The sequence below is a fragment of the Planktothrix rubescens CCAP 1459/22 genome (genome assembly GCA_904830895.1).
In the GTDB taxonomy this organism is placed as follows: Bacteria; Cyanobacteriota; Cyanobacteriia; order Cyanobacteriales; family Microcoleaceae; genus Planktothrix; species Planktothrix agardhii.
Genome location: LR882958.1, coordinates 5,309,656 through 5,336,651 on the forward strand (window position 1 = coordinate 5,309,656; position 26,996 = coordinate 5,336,651).

Genomic DNA, 26,996 nt, shown 5'->3' on the forward strand with positions numbered 1-26,996 from the left:
AAAATTCCCGAAAATCATGGATTTTCCGACAATTTTGCCACTTCTTCAGCAAGAGTATCTACAGTATAACGAATTTGTTCTTCCATGTGGTTACAAGTAATAAAAAATCGCAAACGCGCCGCGTTTTTAGGTACGGAGGGATAAAACATAAAAGGTACATTAATTCCCCGCTTGAACAAATTTTGAGAGAGTTGTACTGATTTCCAAGAATCTCCAACAATAATAGGAATCACGGGAGAATCTTGACTTAACCCGGTATTTAAGCCTTGATCTTTAGCTAAAGTTAAAAATAATTTAGCTCTTTGATGTAATAGTTCTACCCGTTGAGGTTCATTTTTTAAAACCTGAATCGCCGCAATCACGGAAGCCGCACTAGGGGGAGAAATTCCCACACTAAAAACAAATCCGGGGGCGGTATATTTCAGATATTCAACTAATGATTTAGATCCGGCAATATATCCTCCACAACTGGCAAAGGATTTGCTTAAAGTTCCCATCCATAAATCTACATCATGGGGATTAATTCCAAAATGTTCTCCAATTCCCCGACCGTGTTTTCCTAATACCCCTATAGAGTGGGCTTCATCCACCATTAAAAAGGCTTTATGATGTTTTTTAATCTGAATAAATTCGGGTAAATTGGGAATATCTCCATCGGTACTATAGACCCCTTCGACAATAATTAAAACCCGTTGATAACGAGGGCGCCGTTCTCGTAATATTTGATCTAAAGCTTGCCAATTATTATGGGGAAAGGCGATCGCCGTAGCCCCAGATAATAAAGCTCCTTGCAATAAACTATTATGACTTAGGGCATCATGTAAAATCAGATCATGCTGTCCGAATAAATGCCCCACGGTAGTAACATTAGTGGCATGACCCCCGACAAAAACAATACTATCTTCAACTCCAACAAAATCAGCGATCGCCCGTTCTAATTCTTGGTGAATTACCTTTTCACCCGATAATAAACGACTGGCACAGGCTGAGGTTCCATAGCGATCAATTGCCTCTTTTACAAACTGAGAAATAATCGGATCACCACACATTCCTAAATAATTATAGGTGGCATAATTAATATAGTCTTGACCGCGAATTCTAGCCCGATCATTGGCAATTCCCTCCTGGGGTGTAAAAAAGGGATTTCCTAATCCTAAATCTGCCAATTCTTGCTGTTGTTGTTTCAGATGTAGATATTCAGGAAAGTATTCAATTTGATAATATTCGGCTGGAATTTCAGGCAGAGGGGCAGATTTGGCCTTTTTTTCCAGTAATTCTGCGAGAAGCGATCGCTTTTCTTGACAAGATAACTGACTAACAGAAGGTAATAAACTAATCATTGATTTCTTCCTGTTCTGATAATAAAATATTTAATAACGTATCGACATCCGTATCCGACAATTGATCTAAATGTTGTAAAAGATGTTCCGCATCTTTCGGGGAAATCCCGTTTTGATATTGGGTAATATCCAAGGTGTTGTGATCGGCTAAATATTTAGCCAAAGTACAAATATTGGGATAATCCCATAACAGGGTGGGGGGAAGTCGGCGTCCCAAAATCGTTTCCAAGTCTCCAGAGAGGTTAATTGCTTCAATAGAGTTGAGGCCATAATTAGTAAAATCCTCCTCTAAATCAATCTCTAAAGCTTCTAACTCTAACCGTTCCGCGAGTTGACTGACTAACCACCCCTCAATTGTGGCGACAGACTCGAAAGACTCAATGCCGTTCACCAATGATTCTGGATGATGCACCGTTACCGATGGTTGTTGGGGTTTTGTCCCATTCATAGACGCATTTAACACTTGCATGAATCACTCCTCCATCACCCTAAAACTTTAGCATCCCAAGATAGCAGAATCCTGTTTTACTTACCAATTCCCCATTCGTAATTCGTAATTCGTAATTTGTAATTCCCTATTCCCCCAATTTGCCCGCTATAAAACTAGCACGACAGGCATGGCGTTGAATTTTACCACTGGAGGTTTTAGGTAAAGTTCCGGGTTTTAGTAACACCGTTTTATAGACCTGTAAATCATGGTTTTGAGACACGGAGCGACGGATGGACTGAAGAATCACCTGTTCAGGGGAGGTTTTTGCAGAACCGTTATGATTATCCCAGGTGCGGATTTGTTGCCAATATTGACGTTCTACTTCCACTGCAACGACTAACCGTTCTTCCCCCTTGATATCAATAGAAAATCCCGCAACTCCACTGGGTCTAATTAGGGGGTGACTTTGTTCAACTGTCCATTCAATATCTTGGGGATAATGATTCCGACCATTAATAATAATAATATCTTTAATTCTTCCGGTAATAAATAGTTCTTGATCATCTAAAAATCCCAAATCCTCTGTCCTTAAAAATGGCCCTTCTCCCGTTGTTAAATAGGCGTTAAACAGAGTTTCTGTTTCCTGATGTTTATTCCAATATCCCCGTCCCACACTCGGCCCAGAAACCCAAATTTCGCCGACTTTTCCCGGTTCACAAATATTCAAGGTTTCAGGATTAATAACTAATACCTTTTGATCTGATAAACACTGACCGCAACCGACTAATATTTTGGTATTGGCTGTTAAATTAGTAGTCACTTCATCAACTTCTACAATCTGATGATTTTCTAAAGCAATACCATCAACGGTTTTAAAAATTGGTGATGCTGTTTTTAAACCTCCCGTAATAATTAAAGTCGCTTCAGCCATACCATAACAGGGATAAAAAGCCTCTCGCCTAAATCCGTAGGGGGCAAAAGTTTGAATAAATTTTTCTATAACTTCGTGATAAATGGGTTCAGCCCCATTAAATGCCACTTCCCAACTACTTAAATCTAAATTTTCTAATTTTTGGGATGAATTTATCCCCCCATTTCTTAATACTTTTCTTACACATAAATCATAAGCAAAATTCGGCCCTCCACTGGTTGTTCCCCGATATTTGGAAATAGTTTGTAACCAGCGTAAGGGATTTTGAACAAACATTAAAGGCGACATTAAAATCACCGGAAATCCCCCGAATAAAGGTTCTAAAACCCCACCAATTAATCCCATATCATGATAGGGAGGCAACCAAATTACCCCCGTACTTTCCGGGGAATGACCAAAACAATCATAAATTGCTGTTAAATTATGTAATAGATTTTGATGGGAAATCATTACCCCTTTAGGGGTAGCAGTAGAACCGGAAGTATATTGTAAAAAGGCAAGAGTTTGACTATTAATAATAGGAGGTTGCCAAGTCTTTCCAATTTCATGATCTAAGATATCTGTTGCAAACCAATTTAACGGCGCAATATCAGACATAGTTGGAAAAAATCGCTGTAAACCCGATAATGTGGCTTCAGTGGTTAAGGCAACCGTGGCATTTGTATCAGTAATAATCGCTTGTAAACGAGGCAAAGATCGATCGGGTCTGGGGGGATAGGCGGGAACGGCAATCACTCCGGCATATAAACATCCAAAAAATGCGCTAATATAATCTAACCCCGGTTGATATAGTAATAAAACTCGATCTTGAGGTTGACAAATAGCTTGTAATTTAGCAGCAATTGTTCTGGCTTGTTGGTTTAATTGTTGATAGGTTAAAGTTAAAATTTCGTTTTCCCCATCCACTAAAAAAGTATAGGCAATTTTATTAGGTTGCTCGGATGCACGATATTCTAAAAGTTCAATTAAGGTTGTCCATTGCCACGAGTTGAATTGCTGAGTCATGTAAAAAAATTAGGGTGATGTTTTGTTATCTATATTTAACCACAAAGACACAAAGACACAAAGAGGTTTTAAACACACAGGGAGTCTTCATTACTCTCGTTAATTTTATTAACCATTTTTAAAGGGTTTCAGCTTTTGCTTAGGTTTATTTCCACAGATTCACTGTTTTTTGATTCAGCAAATATCTAACTTTTACTGATAATTGTTGTTGTTTTATAATCAATTTAAGTGGTAATGGTGCGGGTGCTGATCGCTTACACACCCTACGATGGTTAACTTTTAAGAACGATTTGCCAATTCTGACAATTGACTGGTTTCTGTATCTAATCTCCATTGTCCAACACTATCTAAACTCCCTTCTAAAAATTTAGTCCGACAAGCACGACGTTGAATTTTACCACTGGTGGTTTTAGGAATAGTTGTGGTTTTTAATAATACAATTGCAAAGACATCCACGGTATTCTGTTCGGCGATCGCCTGACGAATAGCATTGACGACTTCCTCAACGTTCAAGTTTCGTAAATACCGCCGTTCGATTTCTGCGGCAATAATTAACTGTTCTCCGAGTTCCGTTTCCACCGAAAACGCCGCACTATGTCCAGCACGAATAGCCGGGTGACAGGTATCTAGGGTAGCTTCAATTTCCTGGGGATAACGATTTCTTCCCCACAAAATCATCATGTCCTTGATCCGTCCCGTAATATACAATTCCCCGTCCTGTAAAAATCCTAAATCTCCCGTGCGTAAATAGGGCCCCCGTCCCTCGACATAAACCCGAAAGGTGGTTTCCGTGTCTTCGGGTTTATCCCAATATCCCAAACCCACACCTTTCCCCGATACCAAGATTTCACCCACTTGATCCGCGTCCCGGGGCGTTAACTCTTGCGGATCAACAATCATCACCTCATCTGCCAACCAGGGGAAGCCACAACTGACTAGCGATCGAGTTTTTCTGGACTGTGGGTTATTAGCCAGTGATGTTTCCTGTGTTTGGATGACTTGATTGTGTTCTAGGGCGACGGGATCAACCCAGAGAATATTAGGGGTTTGGTGTTTGTGTCCACCGGAAATAAATAGGGTAGTTTCGGCCATTCCGTAGCAGGGATAAAACGCCTCCGGTTTGAACCCACAGGGGCCAAAAATTTCTGCAAACCGTTTAAGGGTGTCCCAGCGTACAGGTTCAGCCCCGGAAAAGGCCACATCCCAGGAACTTAAATCTAACTGTTCTAACTTTTCAGGCGTCGCTGTCCTACAGACTAAATCATAGGCAAAATTTGGCCCGCCACTGGTGGTAGCCTGATATTCAGAAATCGCTTCTAACCAACGAAAGGGTTTTTGGACTAAAGCAACTGGGGACATCAAAGTAACCGGAAATGATCCATATAAAGGTTGAACAACTCCCCCAATTAATCCCATATCGTGAAATAGGGGAAGCCAAATTAACCCCTTACTATTATTGTGATGGCCAAAAGCCTTATAAATAATTGCCGAATTATGCAAAACATTTCCATGGGTAACAATTACCCCTTTTGGGGTTCCGGTGGAACCGGAAGTATATTGTAAAAAAGCGACGGTATCCCCGTTAATTGGCGGTTCTTGCCAGTCTATAGCGAGGTTTTGAGCCAAAAGGTCATCGGTCGCCACCCACCGTAGAGACGTGCCACGGCGCGTCTCCTCCTCTTTCTCCACAGAAAATTGTATTTTTAACTGTTCAATTAATGCTTTTGTGCTTAAAATTGCCCGACATTGAGAAGATTCTAAACGGGTTTGTAGCTTAACAATTGCTTGGGGGGAGACTGGAGGGTTATCGGTAACGGCGATCGCACCCGCATATAAACAGCCAAAAAACGCCGCAATAAATTCTAATCCCGCACTATAGGGATAAACGACTAAAACCCGATCACCTGGGGATAAAAATGATTGTAAATAAGATGCAATTTGGACAGCTTGTTGATGTAACTGTAGATAGGTCAGGGTTTGCTGACTCGTTTCTCCGTCGGCTAAAAACCGATAGGCGAGTTGATCTGGTTTATGTTCAGCGCGATCGCGCAATAAATCGACTAAATTAGAAAAACTGCTCATACCTTAATATAGAGTCCTAAAGGACTCACTACATAGAGTCCTAAAGGACTCACTACGATCAAGGTACAGTTTAGTATGAAAATTGCCATTATTTCCTCTGGTTTTTTCCCCGTGATTGATGGGGTTACGGTTAGTGCGATGATGCGACTCCAGAAGTTAAGTCAATGGGGACATGAGGTTTTATTTTTTTGTCCCGACTATAGCACCATTGAAAGTGTTTATCCCAATTGGCGAGAATATAGCGGCAATATTTTACCAGGTGTGCGAGTTTATAATTTACCTAGTACGCCATTTTTAGGATTAGATTTTGAACGTAACCCTTCTATTAAATCCTATTCTATTTTATTAAAAGAATTAGAAAAATTTCAGCCCGATTTAGTTCATGTTGATGAACCAGAAAGGCTATTTTTTGGATTTTTTAGACGGGCTGGAATAGACTATGCTAAAAAAGCAAATATTCCCTGTATTGCGTTTTTTAGAACTTGGTTTTTATCCTACGCTGAAGATTATATTCCCTTACCTAAATTTGCGGTAGAAATCATTAGAGAAATTTTTAGAAGGATTTTTGCTTGGATTTATAATGGCTATGATGTCACCTTATTTACCAGTAAAATCACCTATCAACTCGCCCCCCAAATGTCAATTCATAATGCGGTTTATGAGAATTTAGCCGGATTTGATGCCCAACGCTTTAACCCTAATTTAAAAGAAGAAGATTTTTTTAAAAAATATTATAATTTACCCGAATTAGATCGTTTAACTAAATTGATTTTTGTCGGTCGTCTAACCCCCGATAAAGGTTGGAATTTTACTTTAAAAACCATGGCAAAAGTTGCAGAAAAAATTGATTTAGAAAAAGTCGGTTTTATTATTATTGGGGATGGACAAATGCAGGACGAAATCATCGCAGGTTTAACAAAATTTACCCGTCATGTCTATTTCCTGGGTCGGGTAGCCTATGACCAAGTTCCGGCGGTTTATGCTAATAGTGATATTCATATTACCACCTCGGAACGGGAATCGAGAGGATTAACCGTATTAGAGGCTTTTGCGTCCGGTATTCCCGTATTAGCTCCCCGGGCGGGAGGGTTAGTTGAAAATGTTATAGATGGGGAAAATGGATTTTTATATACTCCTCAAGATCCAGAAGATTTTACACACAAATTAAAGCAATTAATCGAAGATCCTCTATTAAGAAAAACCCTCGGAAATCAAGGAATGAAATCCGTCGGTAATTATAGTTGGGATGTAGTAATTAAAAATTTAGTTGATATTTGGGAACAAAAAATTTCAGAATAGTTAACTGTTTGAATCCGAATCATTGGGGGAATTAAGAATTAAGAATTAAGAATTACTAGAGTCAATCAACAAACTGATATAGCAGGGAACAGGCTGCGTCGTGAGCTTGTCGAACGAGAACAGGGAACACCGGAACAGGGGGAAACACTTTACCGTCTGGGTTCCAAGATCCGTCTGGTGTCTTAACTGCCTTGGCGGTTGCTATAACTGATGACTGATGACTGATGACTGATGACTGTTAACTGATACTAGAGCGATCTGTTAAAATTTCATAGCCGGTTTCGGTGACTAAAACCGTATGTTCAAATTGAGCAGATAGGGCATTATCAATGGTTACGGCTGTCCATTTATCAGATAAAATTTTAGTAAATCGAGAACCTGCATTCAGAATCGGTTCAATGGCTAAAGTCATTCCCGCTTTCAATTTAACATTGGGTAAAGAATGGGTACGAGCATTAAAAACCGAGGGTTCTTCGTGTAGATTTCTTCCCACTCCATGACCTGTAAATTCTTCTACGATTTTATAACCATTGGCTTCTGTATAGTCTTGAACCGCCCCAGCAATATCGAGTAAATAAGCTCCCGCTTTGACCTGTTCAATGCCTTTATATAAGGCTTCTTCAGCCACTTTAATTAATTTTTTTGCCTCTGGAGAAACTTCACCCACCCCAATTGTAATACAAGAATCCCCATGAAATTCTTGATAATAAGCCCCGGTATCAACTTTTAAAACATCCCCGGTACGAATCACCTTGCGACGGTTAGGAATACCATGAACCACTTCATTATTAATCGAAGCACAAATAGAAGCCGGAAATCCATGATATCCTTTAAAACTTGGGGTTGCTCCCATTTCCCGAATCCGTTTTTCTGCATAAGCATCTAAATCCGCCGTAGTCATCCCTGGTTGAACCCGTTGGGAAATTTCTTTTAATACCGTAGCCACAATTTTTGCAGCTTGTCGCATAGTTTCTATTTCTTGAGGTGATTTAATATAGATTCCTCTGCCACTTTTTTTAACTTGAGGGGAATTAGTTTGAGTCGGTTTAGATAGAAAATCAGCAAGAATATTCATCGTGTTCGGAGTTAAGTGTGTTCAGAGAAAATACCTTTAATAAATTACCCTAAAATTTCAAGTTTTGGGTTACAGTTCCAGACTAAAACTCCAACCCTGCTGTTTAAACCCTAAAGACTTATAGAATTGATGGGCGTTAGTCCGTTTTAAATTAGACGAAAGCATGGCTTTATAGCATCCCGCCTCGCGGCTGAGTTTGAGGGCTTCGTGCATCATGGCTTTACCTATTCCTTGATTTCTATAACCACAAGTGACAATCACGGCATCAATAACCGCAGATTTGCTGTGATGCAAAATCATGGGAATAAATAATAAGCTGAATGTACCGACTGGTTCATTGTTTAGCCATGCAATATAAATATTGTAGTTGGGAACTTGCTGAATTTGCTCAAAAATTTGTTCAACCTCCAATAGAGACATAGGCAATTCTCCATCCATTTCTGTATATAATTGGTTTAATAAACCTAAATCGGTGGATTTTACCCGTTTAATTTCTAATAGTATTGACATGATTCCCCTCGATTTTGAAAGATATAAAAATAGAAAAAGAGACGCGCCTTTGCACGTCTCTAGGGGTGGGAATGATATTTAGTTGGTAAACCCGTCTAAATTGAAGACCTTTTCTTCAGAACTATTGCCTAAATCTGTACTTCCATCCTCATTCAAATTAGGATTTTCTTCTGTTAAATGAGTGGGAGTTTCGGGAAGCGACGATTCACTATTTAAAGCTGTCCAAGTTGTTTGATTAACTTGATTACTGCTTTCTAAGCCTTGAGCAATTTGAAATTCATGCAGCGCCGAAAGAGTGCGAGAACCCAAAACCCCGTCAATTCGGCCAGGATTATATCCTTTCGCCTCCAAACGTTCCTGTAATACACGAACGTCCGTTCCCCGGGAACCTCTGGATAAAACAGTATCCTCTTTAACTGTAACCGAACTAGCAACTTGAGGCTCCGCCGATAAAGCTTGCCAGGTGTCGCGGTCTACAACCCCGGTCACTTCTAATCCTTTAGCCTGCTGAAACGCCTGCACCGATGCCGTTGTCCGAGGGCCAAAAACACTATCAATTTTACCTGGGGTGAACCCATGGGCTTTTAAGCGTTGTTGTAACCCCGTGACTTGGGAGCCTTCAGTGCCTTGGGATAATACCCGTTCCCGATGGCGAGGGGGTTGAGTTTCAGGTTGATAAAAGGGTTGAGAAAACAGTTCCCGTCTGGCTGTTTCTGCGTCTGTAACGCTTGAGTTTACCCCGGAATTACCGTTTTCCTGCCAGGATTCTGTGATTCCTGAACCAGAATTCGATGTTGCGAAAGCAACGGGAACAAATACAGGAAGAACTAAAGAAAACAAGCCGGCAATAATAGCAGTTTTAATCCCCATGGCTTTTACCCTATTTTTATAAAGTTTAACTTTACTAAATTCAAGTTTCTGAATTGAATCTTAGCATCAGGAGGCGATGAAGAAAAGAGTAAGTTGTTAAATTTTTACATAAAATTAGCCCTCTCGATCATCAAGGGGGGTAATAATATAGAAAAATCCGATCAAACTCAGATTAATGAAATCCAATTATAGATGCTACAGATTATCCCTCTACCCACGGTGTAGAGACGTTGCATTCAACGTCTCTACGGGAGGAATCTGTAGCCAACATTTCATGATGGAATATTAGACTGTTGCTAACTCAGGAGTAGGGCGTTTACTATGGCGAATTCCTTCAATAGCTTTAGCATAATCAGGAGCATTGAACACCGCAGAACCCGCAACAATGGCGTTAGCCCCGGCTTCCAACACTTGCCAAGTATTATCCCCTTTCAGACCGCCATCAACTTCAATCCAAGGATTTAAACCCCGTTCGTCGCACATTTGACGTAAGGCGCGAATTTTCGGCACAATTCCGGGGATAAACTTCTGTCCGCCAAAACCAGGGTTAACACTCATAATTAACACCAAGTCACAAAGCTCTAAGACATATTCAATTAATTCTAAGGGAGTAGAAGGATTCAAAACCACACCCGCTTGTTTACCCAGTTCTCGAATTTGGCCAAGGGTTCGATGTAAGTGGGGAGAAGCATTGTGTTCGGCGTGAACCGAAATAATATCAGCGCCAGCTTTAGCAAAACCTTCGACATATTTTTCCGGTTCCACAATCATTAGGTGGACATCCAGAGGTTTTTTTGTTACCGGACGAATAGCTTCCACAATTAATGGCCCAATGGTAATATTGGGAACGAAGCGACCATCCATCACATCAACATGAATCCAATCGGCGCCAGCTTCATCCACCGCCCGAATTTCTTCACCAAGACGACTAAAATCTGCTGATAATATAGAGGGGGAAATAACAATCGGTTTCTGGGTTGCGGTCATGGGTTAATCTGTTCTCCTGCATCTCAAGTTGTCACCATTGTATCAGAATCCTGGTATTGGGTTTACTGGTTTTAGAGGTTGAGAAAATATTTTCTGTTTTCGGTGCTTACTTTATTTTTTTCCTATGAAAACCAATCACATCTATGAGAATCCTGAACATGAACGGTTGCAGTTGTTTGTTTATTTAATTCCGATATTGGGTTTCTTCCCGGCATTGTGGACGTTATATCGACGGTCAGGCACAAAACAACAACAAGCCGCCAGTCGATTAGTGATTGTGTTAGCGTTCAGTTGGTTAACAGCACTGATATTGTTAGAAACTGGAGCCAATAGTGCGGAATCGATCGCCTTGCCGATGTTATTAACCAGTAGTCTATTGACAACCAGTTATTTTATTGTCAGTTTAGGCTTAATGATTAAAGTCTGGAAACGTCAACCTATATGGCTTCCTGGAATTAGCCAAATTGCTGAACAAGGATTAGGCAAACATCTGCCATAATAGGTTGGTTCTAAAACAATCCCCGGTTTTACCATCAGTGTATTATCTCTAAAAATTATTTATTAAGTGTGTGAGGAAGTCCGTGTCAGCACCAAGATATCAGAGTCAAAAACCATTGCCAAACCCGTCCAAACCCAATCTCAGGAAATTAGCTCAATCTAGTCCCGGACGATGGTTAGGACTGGGTTTAGGTTTAGCTGGAGTCGCCATGATTTCGGCCACCGCCGGAGCTTTATTAGCCGTGTCTCTATCGACAACACCCCTATTACAGCAAAAATTAACCCCCGAAGAAGCGGCGGTTTTTTCTCAAGGTCAAATGGCTACTACCAACATGAGACTGCCAGAATTAACCCGCCCGGTGAATATTCTGGTGATGGGGGTGAAGGTTTTAACCTCAGATTTAGAAGATGATTCCCACCCGGAAGTCGGATACCATGCTTTGGTGGATTCCTTTAAAGGGTTATCGGATACAATGCTATTAATCCGCTTTGATCCGGCTAATAAACAGTTAAAAGTATTATCAATTCCCCGTGACACTCGAACCTATGTAGAAGGTCGGGGAATGACTAAAATTAATGATGCCAATTATTATGGCGGCCCGGCCTTAAGTGCAAAAGCCACCAGTGAATTATTAGGCGGTGTGGGAATAGACCGTTATGTGCGAGTGAATGTCCAAGGGGTAGAAAAATTAATTGATGCCATGGGAGGCGTTAATATTTACGTCCCCAAAGATATGAAATATCAAGATGATAGTCAGCATCTCTATATTAATTTAAAACAAGGGGAACAACACCTAAATGGAGCGAAAGCCTTACAATTTTTACGGTTCCGTTATGATGCTTTAGGCGATATCGGACGGGTACAACGTCAACAAATGCTGATTCGGGCGTTCATGGAACAAGCATTAAATGTGAGTACCATTTCTAAATTGCCTCAAATTATGTCAATTGTTCAATCTCATATTGATACTAATTTAAGTTTAGAAGAATTAGTTGCCTTGGTTGATTTTGCCACTAATATTAAACGGGAAAATGTACAAATGTTGATGGTGCCGGGGGAATTTAGTGACCCGAAAGAATACCGAGCCAGCTATTGGTTACCCGATGCAGCCCGCTTAGAAAATGTAGTAGCTCAACATTTTGATTTTGGTCAGGATGTTTGGAAATTTGAGAATATTGATCCCAAAGATTTAAGAATTGCTATTCAAGATAGTAATGATAGTTCTGAGGCTATTGATAAATTAGTTGGTACTTTAAATGATGGGGGTTTTTGGAACGTAAAAATTTCTAAACCTTGGACAGAACCCTTAGAAGAAACTAAAATTGTCGCTCAGGATGGGGATATTAAGAGCGCTGAATTGCTACAAAAATCCCTGGGTTTTGGTAAGGTTGTCGTCGAAAGTACGGGATTTTTAGAATCTGACTTAACAATTCAAGTGGGGAAAGATTGGTTAAAAAAATACAATCAACCTAGTCCTGCTGCCTCTCCAGGGCTTGAATTAACTCCTAATTCAACAAAAAAATGATTCTAGGGGTTGGGTCTGCAAACCCTCTTAAGGGTTTCAAAATTACGCTCAAGAAACCGGGTTTCTAATTAAGATTGATTGGATTAAATCAATATTTGTTAAGAAACCAGGTTTCTGAAAGCGATCGCAGTTAACCAAATCTGAGTATTATACTCGAAATAACCAGTATTTCACAATCAAAATTAATAACAATTTCATACATAAAATTAATATTTCCGTTTGAGTTTATCAACAGAAATCAATCGATCTTCTAAAACATCTTCCTTGCCTTTTTCAAAAGATTCTTTAAACCCAGAAATTTTAAGTAATTCTTCTGTTGCTTCTTGACTTTCTCGTTCTGCTAAATACGATAAAAAATCCGCAGCTACCCTGAGTTTTTCAGGAGATAGCTGATCAACATATTGTTTAACTTGATTGCGAATATCAGTAACGTTCATAAAGTGCTTTTGAATTAGCTTATTATCTATTATATAATTTTTTTCAAGAATGCGATCGCACTAATTTTCATTATTCACCCAATTTGTCATATCTACAGAATCATGTTCATCATATTTTTCAGGCGAATAAAATTTTTTACTAATTTCTTTCATCTCTTGATCACTGACATCAGGAATTAAAACTTGCATTAACGAGAGACGTTCTTCTCTAAGAACTTCTCGAATGCTTTCTTTCATGAGTTGTTTTAAGGTTTCCATTTCCATAAATGTAGAAAATAGATAAGTAAACTAGGTCTGATTTTATTTTATCATAGATTCGCTATTTTTTTGGAATTGTCTTAAATGAAGCGATCGCATCCCCAATTCAACCAATCATTTTCATAACGAATCAATTAATTTTGTTAATCACGGCGAACTTTAATATATTCTCGCACCACAGGAGATAAACTAAATAAAACTTGATGCTTAACAGCTTATTGCAACAAAAATTAAAACCCGGCGCTACAATATGATTGTGGGTGTTAATTGTTTTGGTGCGTGCGCGGGGATAGCCGCACCCTACGGAGGTGAAAGGTGCGAAAGTCGAAATTGCTTTCTCTGGTTCTGATTTTTTCTGTGTTGAGTTACACACCTGTTGGTTTGGGGCAGAGTGTGGAGGAATTATTAAAGCAAGGGGTGGATGCTTTTGGACAACAAAACTACACCCAAGCGGAATCCATTTATCGTCAAATTATTAAAAATAATCCCCGTCATGCCGAATCTTATTTATGGTTAGGTGTTACGCTTTATAGACAAGGGAAATTAGACGAAGCAATTACTAATTACCAAAAAGCCATTCAACTCGACCCCAAATCTGCCAATGCTTACTACAATCTGGGTGTTGCGCTTAAAAACCAAGGGAAATTAGATGAAGCGATTACTAATTACCAAAAAGCGATTCAACTCGACCCCAAATTTGCCCTTGGTTACATTGGTCTGGGCAATGCGCTTAGAAACCAAGGGAAATTAGAAGAAGCGATTACTAATTACCAAAAAGCGATTCAACTCGACCCCAAATATGCCTCTGCTTACATTGGTCTGGGCAATGCGCTTAGAAACCAAGGGAAACTAGAAGAAGCGATTACTAATCACCGGATAGCTTTAAGTTTACCTGATGAAAAAGCAACTCCTGCCAGCAACCATACCTTAGCCCATAATTCTTTAGGCTATGCTCTACAACAACAAGGGAAACTGCCAGAAGCCATTGCGGAGTATCAAAAATCTATTGCCCTTGACGGCAATTTTGTCGCCGCCCAGAATAACTTAAAGGAAGCCCAACGACTCCTGGCCCAACAGTCTCCCCAATATGTCCCGGCGCCTGCGAGTGATTTAGCCTTTGTTCCCACTTTGCAACAGGAACCCCTGCGGGATGAGTTACGCGCTACGGTATTGATTATTGCTAATGATATTCCGGGGACACAGGGGCAGACAAGGGGGACGGGTTGGGTGGTGAAACGGGAGGGAAATACTATTTGGGTGATGACTAACCGCCATGTTATTGCCGACAATAGGGGTAAACCCAGTCCCAAGATTGAAATTGAGTTTTTCAGCGATATTGAAGAAAACCGACGCACCCGTTTTGCAGCGACAGTTGAACAAATTAGTAATGACCCAAATCTGGATTTAGCGGTTTTGAAAATTACGGGAATTCCTGATGATATTCGACCGTTGAAAATGGGTACAGGTCGAATCAGTCGCAATACTAAAATTATTGTGATTGGTCATCCGATTAATGCTGACCCTTGGAATTCCTCTGGGGGAGAAGTGACGAATTATAGTATTAATAAAGTGACTGTTAGTGCGGTGGTTGCTACGGGTAATTCCGGTGGCCCTGTGATTAACGAAACCACAAAAGAGGTGATTGCGATTATGGTTCAGGTTGCAGGTGAGAATATTTCCACTAATCCTAACATCCCTACCCCGCCCCCTCCTGATCAAGTTTTCACCACCGGAGAGTTTGGTATTGCTTATCCGATTGATTTAGTCCAACAACAGTTAATTAAATGGGGGATAAATCCGTAGGAGGACGGCATTTTATGTGTTAAATTCAGTCTAAAATACCTGATTATATCCTAGATTAGATCCCCCTAAATCCCCCTTATTATGATCACCAGATTTGCCACTAAAAAAATTATGCGTAAAATTGCTTTTTTAACCTTAACTATTCTGAGTATAACGCCTTTGAGTGCGATCGCTTGTCAAAATAGCTTAAAAGAAGCGCAACGACTCATCATCGCCCAACAATCTCCCCAATATGTCCCCCCGCCAGCAAGTGATTTACCCTTTGTTCCCACTTTACAACAGGAACCCCTGCGGGACGAGTTACGCGCTACAGTATTGATTATTGCTAATGATATTCCGGGGACACTGGGGCAGACAAGGGGGACGGGTTGGGTGGTGAAACGGGAGGGGAATAGTATTTGGGTGGTGACTACCCGCCATGTCATTGCTAACCAAAGCGGTAAACCCAGTCCCAAGATTGAAATTGAGTTTTTCAGCAATATTGAAGCAACTCGACGCACCCGTTTTCCAGCGACGGTTGAACAAATTAGTAATGACACAAATCTGGATTTAGCGGTTTTGAAAATTACCGGAATTCCTGATGATATTCGACCGTTGAAAATGGGTACAGGTCGAGTCAGTCGCACTACTAAAGTTATTGTGATTGGTCATCCGATTAATGCTGGCCCTTGGACTTCTTCTGGGGGAGAAGTGACGAATTATAGTATTAATAAAGTGACTGTTAGTGCGGTGGTTGCTCCAGGTACTTCCGGCAGCCCTGTGATTAACGAAACCACAAAAGAGGTGATTGGGATTATGGTTGGGATTGCAGATCAGGATATTGCTACTGATCCTAACATTCCTATTCCTCCTGTTCCTGATCAAATTTTCACCACTGGCGGGTTTGGTATTGCTTATCCGATTGATTTAGTCCAACAACAGTTAATCAAATGGGGGATAAATCCGTAGGGGCGAGGCGCGCCTCGCCCCTACAGAAAGGACGGTAAAAGCGAGTAAAAACCTGTTATTATTATTCCAAATTGCCACTAAAAAAATTATGCGTAGAATTGCCTTTCTAACCTTAACTATTCTGAGTATAACTCCTTTGAGTGCGATCGCTTGCCAAAACGGACATCCTGACTCCCTCGCCTATATTCGCCGGGATAATAACCGTTGTGAAGGTCTAAAAGATGGTCAGGATGTTTCATTATCATTTCGACTGACCTCTTTAGTTTCTCGGAGTCTGAATAGTTATCCCAACAACTTAACAGTAAAAATTCCCGCTCCTAATAATAGCACTCCTAATCTGGTGATTCAATCCTATTTTAGAAATTATCGCTTAGATGAAATTAATTTAAAACCAAGTGCGTCTAACTTTATTTTTAATTTACCTACGGCTATTCTACAAAAGGCTAAAATTCCCCTGAATAAACTTAGGGCTTTAGCCTATATTACTCAAAAATCAGAAAGGGTTTATTATCCGGTGATTTTAGGAACTCCTTCCCCTCAATATGAATTTGTGATTTATTCCCCAGAAAGGGTTATATTTACTAACTTGGAAGTGCGACAAAATGGAAAGGTGATTCCAGGTAGCCAAAGTCCTCGCCCTAACCCAATTCAAGGGGAAGTTATTTATACTTGGAATCCGGCAAATGCCCCTGCAAATGGACGTTATGAGTTATACGTTCAGGCGAAAGGAGAAAATCAAACCCGGGCTTATAGTTATTATTTTGAACATCAGAATAATTGGTTAAAATAATGAGAAAATTGGCTAGTTTTGGTCGGAGATTTAAAAAATTCTTTAAAAAGATAGGATCAGATATTATTGATTTTTTAGGAAAAGCTGTTAAGATTTTAGGGGAAATTACTCTATTTGGTTTTACAGCTATTTCTCGAATGATTGGTTTTATTATTAAGATTTTAGGGAAAATATTATTAAGTCTATGGAAATTATCAAAAATATTATGGTCGAAATTTGATAAAAATATTCTCAGAAAACCGGATAAATTAGCGGCTTTGATTTTCCTATTGTTTGCTCTTGGGATTTTGGGTTCAATTTTTTATCCGTATGGGGAATATATCTTTGAAGGAAATTTTCTAGTTGAGGAATTGAGTTTTATTGTTAATTCCTCAGATAATCAACGATTAATTACCCCGATTTCAGGATTAAAAACCTTTGATTTAACCGGACAACAAACCCTAACCTTACGCGGTAAATTTACCAGCAAAACTGAACCTAAATTCAACCAAAAATCAGAAATTACGTTAAATTTAGATCGTCCCAATAGTCGGTTATTAATTTCTTCTGTTAACGAAAATCAACCGAGTGATATTGAATTAACTCAATTACAACTAATTCCTTTTAAAACCGAAAAAAATCAAAATATTCTTCCGGTAAAAGTCCAATCTTTGAAATATGATTCTCAAGTCAATCAACTCTCTTTTTGTTTAAAATTGGTTCCAAACACACCTGATGATCTTAAATATATTCTCAAAAATGATGCTTATAATAACAAAAAACCTTCTGATTCATTTAATCAGGGTAAGTTGTCGATAGATATTTGTCAAGATCCCGATGTATCAATAACCAATCAACCCTTAGCAAATCTGGGACTAAAATTAGGTGAAAATCCGATTAACATTAGTTTAGAACAAGTTAGTATTCCTGAGTTGGGAATCAAGTCTTCTCCTGATAATCCCAATTTCATTGATTTTACCTTAATTCCCGAATCTGATCAACGAGAATTAACCCTAAATTCTCCCTCACGTTTAACCATTAACCTTCCTCCTCCCGAAAATTTTTCTCGCTGGATACAAGGGAATTTAGACGTTAAACAGGTGAAATTTACCCAAAGTGAAACTATGGGAGATAATAAAGATCAGTTTCCCAGTTCCACGATAGTTTCTGGAGAAATTTTAATGACGGATAAATCCTTAGAAATTCAGCAGAATCAGTTTTTCTTGATTTCAGGACAACCCGGAATTGAACGCTTAAGATCTATTGAAATCCAACCCGAATCTCCTTCCGGGTTACAGGTGCGTTTTGTCGGAAAAACTAATCAAGTCGAAGTGGGTATAGATCCACAATTCCCCGTTAGGAAAATTAAACCGCTTTGGATTTCTAGCTTGGGTTTTTCCTCTGATTCTATTATAGCATTATTATCATTTTGTGCCACAATTATCGGGTTTTTATTGCCCTATTTATTTATTTCTGCTTCTTCCTCTAATTCTGATATAAGAGGGAATGGGGAATAGGGAATGAGCAATGGGCAATAATGGGGAATGGGGAATGGGGAATGGGGCAATTTGCAACCCCATATCAAAATTACGGGTGTCCCCACTACACATTGAGCCCAATAACGTTACATTAGATTGTAGTATCTCAATAAAAATTTACATCGGGACATAAAAACCTATCATCGTCCCCCCACCAGGGATGACAACTCCATAAAAATAAACGTCATAAGGGAGTGAGCAGAAAAAATGTTTGAATACTTCTCGGATAAGGCAATTAAGGCGGTGATGTTAGCTCAGGAAGAAGCTCGACGCCTGGGACATAACTTTGTAGGAACAGAACAAATTCTTGTGGGCTTGATGAGCGAGGGAACCAGTGTCGCCGCCAAAACCTTGAAGGCGCAAGGGTTGAGCCTGCGGGAAGTCCAAAAAGAAGTTGAGGCAATTATTGGCCGTGGGTCGGGTTTCCTCCCCGTGGAAATTCCCTTTACCCCCAGGGCCAAACGCATCTTTGAAACCGCGATGAAAGAAGCGCGTCAAATGGGCAATAACTATATCGGCCCCGAACATATCTTACTCGGATTACTCCAAGATAACGAAGGAGTAGCATCAAAAGTCCTAGAAAATCTGGGGGTTGATCGTTCTCAAGTGCGGACTGAAGTAATTAGAGCTTTAGGGGAAGAAGCCACCGTCGCCCCGGGAGGAGGAGGTCGCAGCAAGTCCACCAAAACCGCCACCCTGGACGAATTTGGCACAAACCTCACCCAACTGGCCGCCGAAGGCAAACTTGACCCGATGATCGGTCGCCAACGGGAAATTGAGCGGGTAATTCAAATTCTGGGACGACGCACGAAAAATAACCCCGTGTTGGTGGGTGAACCTGGCGTCGGAAAAACTGCCATTGCCGAAGGCTTGGCCCAACGCATTGTTAATAACGATGTTCCCGATGTCCTGGAAAACAAACAAGTGATCAGCTTGAGCATGGGAACTTTAATTGCTGGAACTCGTTTTCGGGGGGAATTTGAAGAACGCCTAAAAACCATTGTCGAAGAAATTCGTACCGCCGGAAATATCATTTTAGTGATTGATGAAATTCATACCATTGTGGGTGCGGGTTCCATTGAAGGGACTATGGACGCCTCCAATATGCTCAAACCCGCCCTCGCCCGGGGTGAGTTGCAATGCTTAGGGGCGACGACCCTGGATGAATACCGCAAATATATTGAACGGGATGCGGCCCTGGAACGGCGGTTCCAACCCGTGATGGTCGGTGAACCCACAGTGGAAGAAACCGTGGAAATTCTGTTCGGGCTGCGTCGAGCTTATGAACAACACCATCAATTAACGATTTCCGATCAGGCATTATACGCGGCGGCGACCCTATCCGATCGTTATATTAGCGATCGCTTTTTACCCGATAAAGCCATTGATTTAATTGATGAAGCAGGTTCCCGAGTTCGGGTAATGAATTCTAAAGTTCCCCCCGAATTACGCGAATTAAAACGGGAATTAACTAAAGTTATTGCCGAAAAAGAAACGGCGGTCAAACTTCAAGATTTCGATCAAGCTAGTGAACTGCGCGATCGCGAATTGGAAATCAAAGATAGACTGGAAACCCCCACTGAAAAAACCAATATAGCGGGTACGGGTTTAGTTGTAACTGAAGACGATATTGCCGAAATTTTAGCGGCTTGGACAGGTATTAATGTCAATAAATTAACCGAATCGGAATCGGTAAAATTATTGAAATTGGAAGATATCTTACATGAACGTTTAATTGGTCAAAATGAAGCGGTTGGGGCCGTTTCTCGTGCTATTCGTCGCGCCCGGGTGGGATTAAAAAATCCCGATCGCCCCATTGCCAGTTTCATTTTTTCTGGCCCCACGGGAGTCGGAAAAACCGAATTAACTAAAGCCCTAGCCACCTATTTCTTTGGGGCAGAAGAAGCGATGATTCGCTTAGATATGTCGGAATATATGGAACGACATACGGTGTCTAAATTAATCGGTTCTCCCCCAGGATTTGTTGGCTATGAAGAAGGAGGGCAATTAACTGAAGCCGTCCGTCGTCGTCCCTATACGGTGGTGCTATTTGACGAAATTGAAAAAGCCCATCCCGATGTCTTCAATTTGTTATTACAAATCTTAGAAGATGGTCGTTTAACCGATGCCAAAGGTCGCACGGTTAGTTTCAAAAATACCTTAATTATTATGACCTCAAACGTGGGTTCTAAGGTGATTGAAAAAGGCGGCGGCGGTTTAGGATTTGAATGGGGTGCTGCTTCTGAAGCAGATCAGCAATATAACCGGATTAAAAATTTAGTCCATGAGGAACTCAAGCAATATTTCCGGCCGGAATTTCTTAACCGTTTGGATGAAATTATTGTCTTCCGTCAATTGCTGAAATCTGAAGTTAAACAAATTGCCGAAATCTTACTCCGAGATCTGCTAGCCAGGTTAATGGAAAGGGATATTACTTTAACGGTGAGTGAAGGGTTTAAAGATCATTTAGTCAATGTGGGTTTTGATCCTAAATATGGGGCGAGACCGTTACGTCGGGCTTTAATGAATCTGTTAGAAGATGCCTTAGCTGAAGCCTTATTAGCTGGAACAATTAAGGATGGCGATCGGGCATTTATTGATGTGGATCAAGAGGGGAAAGTCACAATTTCACCCGGAGATCATGCCCCGAATTCTATTAATGAATACGCCGTTACCAATTCCTAATTCACTTTAATTCTCATCTAACCCGTCTTACTCCGGTAGGGCGGGTTTTGTATATCAAGTTCACTGTCTTAGTTGAAGATCAATAATTAAGCCCTGAAGGGCTCACTACGGTGTTAAGATACAATACAAATCAATTAACAAGAATTATTCAGGATACTGTTGTGACAGAAGCCAAATCCTATAAAGATAGCGTCAACTTGCCCCAAACCAAATTTGATATGCGGGCAAATGCCGTGAAGCGAGAACCGGAAATCCAAGCATTTTGGGCCGAACAGGAAATTTATCAACGCCTATCACAAAATAACCCCGGTGAACTGTTTATTTTACATGATGGCCCCCCCTATGCGAACGGGACGCTGCATATTGGTCATGCTCTGAATAAAATTCTTAAAGATATTATTAATCGCTATCAAATTTTGCAGGGTCGTAAAGTTCGTTATGTTCCGGGGTGGGACTGTCATGGTTTACCCATTGAATTGAAAGTATTACAAAACATGAAAGCCGGGGAAAGGGAACAATTAACCCCCTTAACTTTGCGTCACAAAGCCAGAGATTTCGCCTTACAAACCGTTGAACAACAAAAAATCAGTTTTCAACGCTATGGAGTTTGGGGCGACTGGGAACACCCCTATTTAACCCTAAAACCCGAATATGAAGCCGCCCAAATTGGCGTATTTGGAAAGATGTTTTTAGAGGGATATATTTACCGAGGACATAAACCTGTTCACTGGAGTCCGAGTTCTAAAACCGCCTTAGCTGAAGCGGAATTAGAATATCCTGAAGGTCATGTTTCTCGAAGTTTATTTGCCGCTTTTAAACTGTTAACGGTATCTGAACCTTTGCGGGAATTATTAACCCCATTTTTATCGGAATTAGGGGTAGCAATTTGGACTACAACCCCCTGGACAATTCCCGGTAATTTGGCGGTTGCAGTTAACCCCATGTTAAATTATTCCGTTGTGGAAGTCGGGGAAAGTGAGAAACCTGTGGGTTTTAAATATTTAATTGTGGCAGAAGATCTAGCTGAACAATTATCAGTAACTTTGGGTTATTCCTTAACCATTAAAGCCACATTTAAAGGTAAGGATTTAGAAAATTCTACCTATAAACATCCCCTATTTAATCGCAAAAGTCCGGTAGTTATTGGTGGAGACTATATTACCACAGAATCCGGTACGGGATTGGTTCATACTGCCCCCGGTCATGGTCAAGAAGACTATATTGTGGGTCAAAAATATGGCTTACCAATTTTATCCCCCGTGGATGATCAAGGAAACTTTACCGATGAAGCCGGAAAATTTGAAGGATTAAATGTTTTAGGTGAGGGAAATGGGGCAATTATTGATGCTTTAACAGAAGTTAATTCTTTGTTAAAAGAAGAACCTTATCAACATAAATATCCCTACGATTGGCGCACGAAAAAACCCACAATTTTTCGGGCTACAGAACAATGGTTTGCCTCCGTTGAAGGGTTCCGAGATGCGGCATTAAAAGCAATTTCTGAAGTAAAATGGATTCCAGCCCAAGGGGAAAATCGGATTACTTCCATGGTAGCCGATCGCAGTGATTGGTGTATTTCTCGACAACGGAGTTGGGGGGTTCCGATTCCGGTTTTTTATGATGAAGAAACCAACGAAGCCCTATTAAATGAAACCACAATTAATCACGTTCAAACTATTATTTCTGAAAAAGGTTCTGATGCGTGGTGGGAGTTATCAATTGAGGAATTATTACCCACAGAATATCATAATAATGGCAAGACGTATCGGAAGGGAACCGATACCATGGATGTGTGGTTTGATTCCGGTTCTTCTTGGGCGGCTGTTGCTAATCAACGACCCGAATTACGCTATCCTGCGGATATGTATTTAGAAGGTTCTGATCAGCATCGGGGATGGTTTCAATCGAGTTTATTAACCAGTGTTGCTAACTATGGTCACGCACCCTATAAAACCGTATTAACCCATGGATTTGTCCTCGATGAAAAGGGGATGAAAATGAGTAAATCCATAGGAAATGTGGTCGATCCTGCTATTGTAATTGAAGGGGGGAAAAACCCCCAACAAGAACCGCCCTATGGCGCTGATATTCTGCGGTTGTGGGTGTCCTCGGTGGATTATTCTTCCGATGTTCCTTTGGGTAAAAATATCCTGAAACAGATGGGGGATGTTTACCGTAAAATTAGAAATACCGCCCGATTTTTATTAGGAAATTTGCATGATTTTGATCCAGTTAAAGATACGGTGAAATACGAAGAATTACCGGAATTAGATCAATATATGTTACACCGGATTTCGGAGGTTTTTACTGAAGTAACAGAATCCTTTGAAAGTTATCAATTCTTCCGATTCTTCCAGGTAATTCAGAATTTCTGTGTGGTAGATTTGTCTAATTTCTATTTAGATATTGCCAAAGATCGGTTATATATTAGTCGAGTTGATGGGTCTCGGCGTCGCAGTTGTCAAACGGTGTTAGCGGTAGCGTTAGAGAATTTAGCGAAAGCGATCGCTCCCGTATTATGTCATACGGCTGAAGATATTTGGCAAAATATTCCCTATTCTCCGCCCCAGACTTCTGTATTTGAAGCGGGTTGGGTGACATTAGAAAAACAGTGGGAAAAGCCAGAATTAGGGACGTTATGGCAACAGTTACGACAAATTAGAAGTGATGTTAATGTTGTCATGGAAAAAGCCCGTCAGGACAAAATGATTGGTGCATCCTTAGAAGCCAAAGTCTTGTTATATATTGCGGATGAGGATTTGCGTCAACAGATGCAACAAATGAACCCCAAAACCACCGAATTAAAAGCAAATAATGGGGTTGATGAATTGCGTTATCTGTTAATTTGTTCCCAGGTTGAACTATTAGATACTCCTGAACCTTTAAACGGTTTACAATATAACCAACAGTTTGAAGATTTGGGAATTGGTGTTGTCAAAGCCGATGGGGAAAAATGCGATCGCTGTTGGAATTATTCCGTCCATATTGGGGAATCAAAAGAAGATCCTACAATTTGTGAACGGTGTATTGAGGCGTTAGCAGGAACCTTTTAAAACTATTTCTAAAAGTAGTAAGCCCTTTAGGGCTTTCTTCCCCAGAAGACTAAGCCCTAAAGGGCTTACTACAAAGCGGTTTATAAATCTTGTTTTCTGATAAAAGATGCGATTCTCAAAAATATTAATTGCCAATCGAGGGGAAATAGCTTTACGGATTCTTCGCACCTGCGAGGAGATGGGTATTGCGACGGTTGCTGTTCATTCAACGGTTGATCGCCACGCCCTTCATGTCCAACTGGCCGATGAAGCCGTTTGTATCGGGGAACCCAGCAGCAGTAAAAGCTATTTGAATATTCCCAATATTATCGCCGCCGCCCTGACCCGCAACGCCACGGCCATTCATCCGGGCTATGGATTTTTAGCCGAAAACGCCCGATTTGCCGAAATTTGTGCCGATCATGATATTGCCTTTATTGGCCCCACACCCCACGCCATGCGGTCAATGGGAGACAAATCAACGGCCAAGGAAACCATGCAACGGGTCGGAGTTCCCACCGTCCCGGGCAGTGATGGACTCCTGAGTGATGATAAAGAAGCCCTACAACTGGCCCGCAAAATCGGTTATCCGGTGATTATTAAGGCCACCGCAGGGGGGGGAGGTCGGGGAATGCGGTTAGTTAGGGAAGATTCGGAACTCCCCAAACTCTTTGCCGCCGCCCAAGGGGAAGCGGAAGCCGCCTTTGGTAACCCGGGGGTTTATTTGGAGAAGTTTATTGAACGTCCTCGCCATATTGAAATTCAGATTTTAGCTGATAATTATGGCAATGTAATTTACTTAGGAGAACGGGATTGTTCGATTCAAAGACGTCACCAAAAACTATTAGAAGAAGCACCCAGTCTGTTCCTAACTCCTAAACTGCGTCAAAAGATGGGAATGGCGGCGGTAAAAGCTGCTAAATCTATTAATTATACCGGGGCGGGAACAGTTGAATTTCTAGTTGATCAGTCGGGAAATTTCTATTTTATGGAAATGAATACCCGGATTCAAGTTGAACATCCGGTAACGGAAATGATCACCGGATTAGATTTAATTGCTGAACAAATTCGCATCGCCCAAGGGGAAAAGTTATTATTAACTCAAAATCAAGTAATTTTGCGCGGTCATTCCATCGAATGTCGGATTAATGCCGAAGATCCTGAACATAATTTCCGCCCCCACCCCGGACGAATTAGTGGTTATTTACCTCCTGGGGGAAATGGGGTGAGAATTGATTCCCATGTCTATACGGATTATGAAATTCCTCCCTATTATGATTCTTTAATTGGGAAATTAATTGTTTGGGGGCCAGATCGTCCGACGGCGATTTTAAGAATGAAACGGGCGTTACGAGAATTTGCAATTACGGGTGTTCCGACAACGATCGGATTTCATCAAAAAATATTAGAAAATCCCGAATTTCTCCGAGGGGAAATTTATACTAATTTTGTGGAAAAAATGATGAAAAAAGGGGAATAAAAAACCCGGCAATTATGGGATAATGGAAGCAAGGGCAACTCGCCCCCATAACCTAAAATCTAACTCAGACCCTAGGTATCGGGAGTAAGTGAGGTGAAAACAATCAATATCTAACCCTTATAATTATTCAACTTTTTGTAAAGATTTATGAATAAAGTTTAGATTTTGCAAAGGTTTCAGGTTCAAATTTAAAGATTGAGTGAAATTAAGACTGATCAGATGCTGAATTGATACTTCATGAGGGTGATTAGAGTATATTAGAGAATATTAAGGGTATTATAAGCACGTTCTCTGATGCGGAAGCGGGTTTTTAGCCAAGATTAGTCAGAAATCGGACTAACAATTAGCTCTGCATTCGAGGAGTAAACCAATACCCCACAAACCATAGGGGGTAGACTATGACAGGATTAGAATTAGCAATTTTTATTGTAGGGCCGTTAGTGTCATTTTTATTTGCGATCGCGCTAACACCCAACAAAGCTGAAATTATTTCCGATCAAGAACATTCTCATATTTAGTCAAGATTTACGGGACTTAGGGGGAAAGTCTCGTAGTCTATAGTCAGATTATCTTGACGCTTAAAATTAATGATAGGTTCCCGAAATATTAAACGGTTTTCACAGATTCTACTTGGTGGTATCAGTGGAATATTTATGGTGAGTTTTAATCACGGAGAAGTGGCTGTTTCCCTGCCTATTGTTGGACTGCAAGCTGAAAATTCGGTGATCACACAACCGATTTATTCTGCTGAAAATGGGATGGAAGATCCGATAATTCCCCCATTAGGAAAACCAGACTCTTTTATTCCTAGAAAACCTTTTCCACCACCAAATTTAAAGAAACCAGAAAAACCCTATTATTCTTTAATTCCAGAACGCTATAAAGGCAAAACTGTTCATAATGTTTCCCCTCGAAATCAAGAAAAAGTTATTGCCTTAACATTTGATGATGGCCCCTGGCCGGAAACACCCAAGGTCTTAACTATTTTAAGACAGTTTAATGTTAAAGCTACCTTCTTTATTTTAGGTCAAAACTTACTGTTATATCCTGACATTATCGAACAAGTAGTTCAAGAAGGTCATGGGGTTGGGAATCATACTTGGACGCATTCTTATCCAAAAATGGAACCGCAAAAAGCTAAAGCTGAAATTGAAAATACATCGGCAAAATTAGAGTTAATGACGGGGTTAAAAACCCGGTTATTTCGGCCTCCTGGGGGAATTTTAGATAATGGTGTTGCCGACTATGCCCGCAGTAAAAATTATGCGGTTATTATGTGGTCTATTGATACGAAAGACTTCCAAAAACCAACGGCGACCGTATTAGCAAATCGGGTTTTAAATCAAGCCCGTCCAGGGGATATTGTGTTAATGCACGATGGTGGCGGAAATCGTTCTGAAACCATAGCAGCGTTAAAAATTATAATTCCTGAATTACAAAAACGTGGCTATCGGTTTGTAACAGTTTCCGAATTATTATCATTATCAGAATAA

General features: G+C 40.5%; 21 protein-coding genes. 11 read left to right on the forward strand and 10 right to left on the reverse strand.

Features of this window, described 5'->3' with window-relative positions; all coding sequences use genetic code 11:
- Positions 1-14: 14 nt before the first annotated feature.
- From NMG86_RS24085 to NMG86_RS24100, 4 genes are all read right to left on the reverse strand, one after another.
- Positions 15-1,340 carry an aminotransferase class I/II-fold pyridoxal phosphate-dependent enzyme gene (locus NMG86_RS24085; RefSeq protein ID WP_026796670.1) on the reverse strand — a complete coding sequence of 442 codons (1,326 nt, stop codon included), beginning with the start codon at positions 1,338-1,340 and terminating at the stop codon, positions 15-17.
- On the reverse strand, positions 1,333-1,809 hold the full coding sequence (locus NMG86_RS24090) for an acyl carrier protein (protein WP_026788030.1): 477 nt from the start codon (positions 1,807-1,809) through the stop codon (positions 1,333-1,335). The genes NMG86_RS24085 and NMG86_RS24090 overlap by 8 nt, the downstream gene beginning before the upstream one ends.
- 106 nt (positions 1,810-1,915) lie before the next feature.
- On the reverse strand, positions 1,916-3,706 hold the full coding sequence (locus NMG86_RS24095) for a fatty acyl-AMP ligase (protein ID WP_026796671.1): 1,791 nt from the start codon (positions 3,704-3,706) through the stop codon (positions 1,916-1,918).
- 279 nt (positions 3,707-3,985) lie between these two features.
- Positions 3,986-5,788, reverse strand: a complete 1,803-nt coding sequence (locus NMG86_RS24100) for a fatty acyl-AMP ligase (RefSeq protein ID WP_026796672.1) — start codon at positions 5,786-5,788, stop codon at positions 3,986-3,988.
- Between the two features lie 75 nt (positions 5,789-5,863).
- Between NMG86_RS24100 and NMG86_RS24105 the strand changes: the two genes are divergently transcribed.
- Positions 5,864-7,087 (forward strand): glycosyltransferase, encoded by a 1,224-nt coding sequence (locus NMG86_RS24105; RefSeq protein ID WP_026788033.1) that lies wholly within the window; start codon positions 5,864-5,866, stop codon positions 7,085-7,087.
- Between the two features lie 238 nt (positions 7,088-7,325).
- Here the strand turns inward: NMG86_RS24105 and map are convergent, their stop codons facing one another.
- The 4 genes from map to rpe all read right to left on the reverse strand — a co-directional run bounded on the left by map (position 7,326) and on the right by rpe (position 10,529).
- Positions 7,326-8,162: a type I methionyl aminopeptidase gene (map, locus tag NMG86_RS24110; protein WP_026796673.1), complete on the reverse strand. Its 837-nt coding sequence runs from the start codon at positions 8,160-8,162 to the stop codon at positions 7,326-7,328.
- 69 nt (positions 8,163-8,231) lie between these two features.
- Positions 8,232-8,672 (reverse strand): GNAT family N-acetyltransferase, encoded by a 441-nt coding sequence (locus NMG86_RS24115; RefSeq protein ID WP_043938966.1) that lies wholly within the window; start codon positions 8,670-8,672, stop codon positions 8,232-8,234.
- Positions 8,673-8,750: 78 nt separating this feature from the next.
- Positions 8,751-9,542 carry a peptidoglycan-binding domain-containing protein gene (locus NMG86_RS24120; RefSeq protein WP_052338581.1) on the reverse strand — a complete coding sequence of 264 codons (792 nt, stop codon included), beginning with the start codon at positions 9,540-9,542 and terminating at the stop codon, positions 8,751-8,753.
- 285 nt (positions 9,543-9,827) lie between these two features.
- Positions 9,828-10,529 carry a ribulose-phosphate 3-epimerase gene (rpe, locus tag NMG86_RS24125; protein ID WP_026788036.1) on the reverse strand — a complete coding sequence of 234 codons (702 nt, stop codon included), beginning with the start codon at positions 10,527-10,529 and terminating at the stop codon, positions 9,828-9,830.
- 124 nt (positions 10,530-10,653) lie between these two features.
- Here rpe and NMG86_RS24130 point away from each other — a divergent pair, with 124 nt between their 5' ends.
- On the forward strand, positions 10,654-11,028 hold the full coding sequence (locus NMG86_RS24130; RefSeq protein ID WP_026788037.1) for a hypothetical protein: 375 nt from the start codon (positions 10,654-10,656) through the stop codon (positions 11,026-11,028).
- A gap of 82 nt (positions 11,029-11,110) precedes the next feature.
- Positions 11,111-12,553: an LCP family protein gene (locus tag NMG86_RS24135; RefSeq protein ID WP_026798761.1), complete on the forward strand. Its 1,443-nt coding sequence runs from the start codon at positions 11,111-11,113 to the stop codon at positions 12,551-12,553.
- A gap of 206 nt (positions 12,554-12,759) precedes the next feature.
- Here NMG86_RS24135 and NMG86_RS24140 read toward each other — a convergent pair whose 3' ends face one another.
- Together NMG86_RS24140 and NMG86_RS24145 are read right to left on the reverse strand one after the other, a co-directional pair.
- Positions 12,760-12,990, reverse strand: coding sequence for a hypothetical protein (locus NMG86_RS24140; protein ID WP_026796674.1), 231 nt, complete (start codon positions 12,988-12,990; stop codon positions 12,760-12,762).
- Positions 12,991-13,050: 60 nt separating this feature from the next.
- Positions 13,051-13,254: a hypothetical protein gene (locus NMG86_RS24145; protein WP_026796675.1), complete on the reverse strand. Its 204-nt coding sequence runs from the start codon at positions 13,252-13,254 to the stop codon at positions 13,051-13,053.
- A gap of 309 nt (positions 13,255-13,563) precedes the next feature.
- Between NMG86_RS24145 and NMG86_RS24150 the strand changes: the two genes are divergently transcribed.
- The 8 genes from NMG86_RS24150 to NMG86_RS24185 all read left to right on the forward strand — a co-directional run bounded on the left by NMG86_RS24150 (position 13,564) and on the right by NMG86_RS24185 (position 26,996).
- Positions 13,564-15,051: a tetratricopeptide repeat protein gene (locus NMG86_RS24150; RefSeq protein WP_081694418.1), complete on the forward strand. Its 1,488-nt coding sequence runs from the start codon at positions 13,564-13,566 to the stop codon at positions 15,049-15,051.
- A gap of 111 nt (positions 15,052-15,162) precedes the next feature.
- On the forward strand, positions 15,163-15,999 hold the full coding sequence (locus NMG86_RS24155) for a S1 family peptidase (RefSeq protein WP_158442134.1): 837 nt from the start codon (positions 15,163-15,165) through the stop codon (positions 15,997-15,999).
- Between the two features lie 88 nt (positions 16,000-16,087).
- Positions 16,088-16,789 carry a hypothetical protein gene (locus tag NMG86_RS24160; protein ID WP_026796678.1) on the forward strand — a complete coding sequence of 234 codons (702 nt, stop codon included), beginning with the start codon at positions 16,088-16,090 and terminating at the stop codon, positions 16,787-16,789.
- Positions 16,789-18,285 carry a hypothetical protein gene (locus tag NMG86_RS24165; RefSeq protein WP_026796679.1) on the forward strand — a complete coding sequence of 499 codons (1,497 nt, stop codon included), beginning with the start codon at positions 16,789-16,791 and terminating at the stop codon, positions 18,283-18,285. The genes NMG86_RS24160 and NMG86_RS24165 overlap by 1 nt, the downstream gene beginning before the upstream one ends.
- Positions 18,286-18,513: 228 nt before the next feature.
- A complete protein-coding gene (locus NMG86_RS24170) occupies positions 18,514-20,991 on the forward strand; it encodes an ATP-dependent Clp protease ATP-binding subunit (RefSeq protein ID WP_026796680.1) in 2,478 nt (825 codons plus the stop codon).
- A 161-nt stretch (positions 20,992-21,152) separates the two neighbouring features.
- Entirely contained in the window at positions 21,153-24,044 is a 2,892-nt protein-coding gene (gene ileS / locus NMG86_RS24175; protein WP_026796681.1) for an isoleucine--tRNA ligase, read from the forward strand.
- Positions 24,045-24,150: 106 nt separating this feature from the next.
- Entirely contained in the window at positions 24,151-25,503 is a 1,353-nt protein-coding gene (accC, locus tag NMG86_RS24180) for an acetyl-CoA carboxylase biotin carboxylase subunit (protein WP_026796682.1), read from the forward strand.
- Between the two features lie 653 nt (positions 25,504-26,156).
- A complete protein-coding gene (locus tag NMG86_RS24185; protein ID WP_087882236.1) occupies positions 26,157-26,996 on the forward strand; it encodes a polysaccharide deacetylase family protein in 840 nt (279 codons plus the stop codon).

Coding starts and splice junctions, on each gene's coding strand:
- NMG86_RS24085 (WP_026796670.1), bottom strand. CDS start 1,340: ATGATTAGTTTATTACCTTCTGTTAGTCAGTTATCTTGTCAAGAAAAG.
- NMG86_RS24090 (WP_026788030.1), bottom strand. CDS start 1,809: ATGCAAGTGTTAAATGCGTCTATGAATGGGACAAAACCCCAACAACCA.
- NMG86_RS24095 (WP_026796671.1), bottom strand. CDS start 3,706: ATGACTCAGCAATTCAACTCGTGGCAATGGACAACCTTAATTGAACTT.
- NMG86_RS24100 (WP_026796672.1), bottom strand. CDS start 5,788: ATGAGCAGTTTTTCTAATTTAGTCGATTTATTGCGCGATCGCGCTGAA.
- NMG86_RS24105 (WP_026788033.1), top strand. CDS start 5,864: ATGAAAATTGCCATTATTTCCTCTGGTTTTTTCCCCGTGATTGATGGG.
- map (WP_026796673.1), bottom strand. CDS start 8,162: ATGAATATTCTTGCTGATTTTCTATCTAAACCGACTCAAACTAATTCC.
- NMG86_RS24115 (WP_043938966.1), bottom strand. CDS start 8,672: ATGTCAATACTATTAGAAATTAAACGGGTAAAATCCACCGATTTAGGT.
- NMG86_RS24120 (WP_052338581.1), bottom strand. CDS start 9,542: ATGGGGATTAAAACTGCTATTATTGCCGGCTTGTTTTCTTTAGTTCTT.
- rpe (WP_026788036.1), bottom strand. CDS start 10,529: ATGACCGCAACCCAGAAACCGATTGTTATTTCCCCCTCTATATTATCA.
- NMG86_RS24130 (WP_026788037.1), top strand. CDS start 10,654: ATGAAAACCAATCACATCTATGAGAATCCTGAACATGAACGGTTGCAG.
- NMG86_RS24140 (WP_026796674.1), bottom strand. CDS start 12,990: ATGAACGTTACTGATATTCGCAATCAAGTTAAACAATATGTTGATCAG.
- NMG86_RS24145 (WP_026796675.1), bottom strand. CDS start 13,254: ATGGAAATGGAAACCTTAAAACAACTCATGAAAGAAAGCATTCGAGAA.
- NMG86_RS24155 (WP_158442134.1), top strand. CDS start 15,163: ATGCGTAAAATTGCTTTTTTAACCTTAACTATTCTGAGTATAACGCCT.
- NMG86_RS24160 (WP_026796678.1), top strand. CDS start 16,088: ATGCGTAGAATTGCCTTTCTAACCTTAACTATTCTGAGTATAACTCCT.
- NMG86_RS24165 (WP_026796679.1), top strand. CDS start 16,789: ATGAGAAAATTGGCTAGTTTTGGTCGGAGATTTAAAAAATTCTTTAAA.
- NMG86_RS24170 (WP_026796680.1), top strand. CDS start 18,514: ATGTTTGAATACTTCTCGGATAAGGCAATTAAGGCGGTGATGTTAGCT.
- accC (WP_026796682.1), top strand. CDS start 24,151: ATGCGATTCTCAAAAATATTAATTGCCAATCGAGGGGAAATAGCTTTA.
- NMG86_RS24185 (WP_087882236.1), top strand. CDS start 26,157: ATGGTGAGTTTTAATCACGGAGAAGTGGCTGTTTCCCTGCCTATTGTT.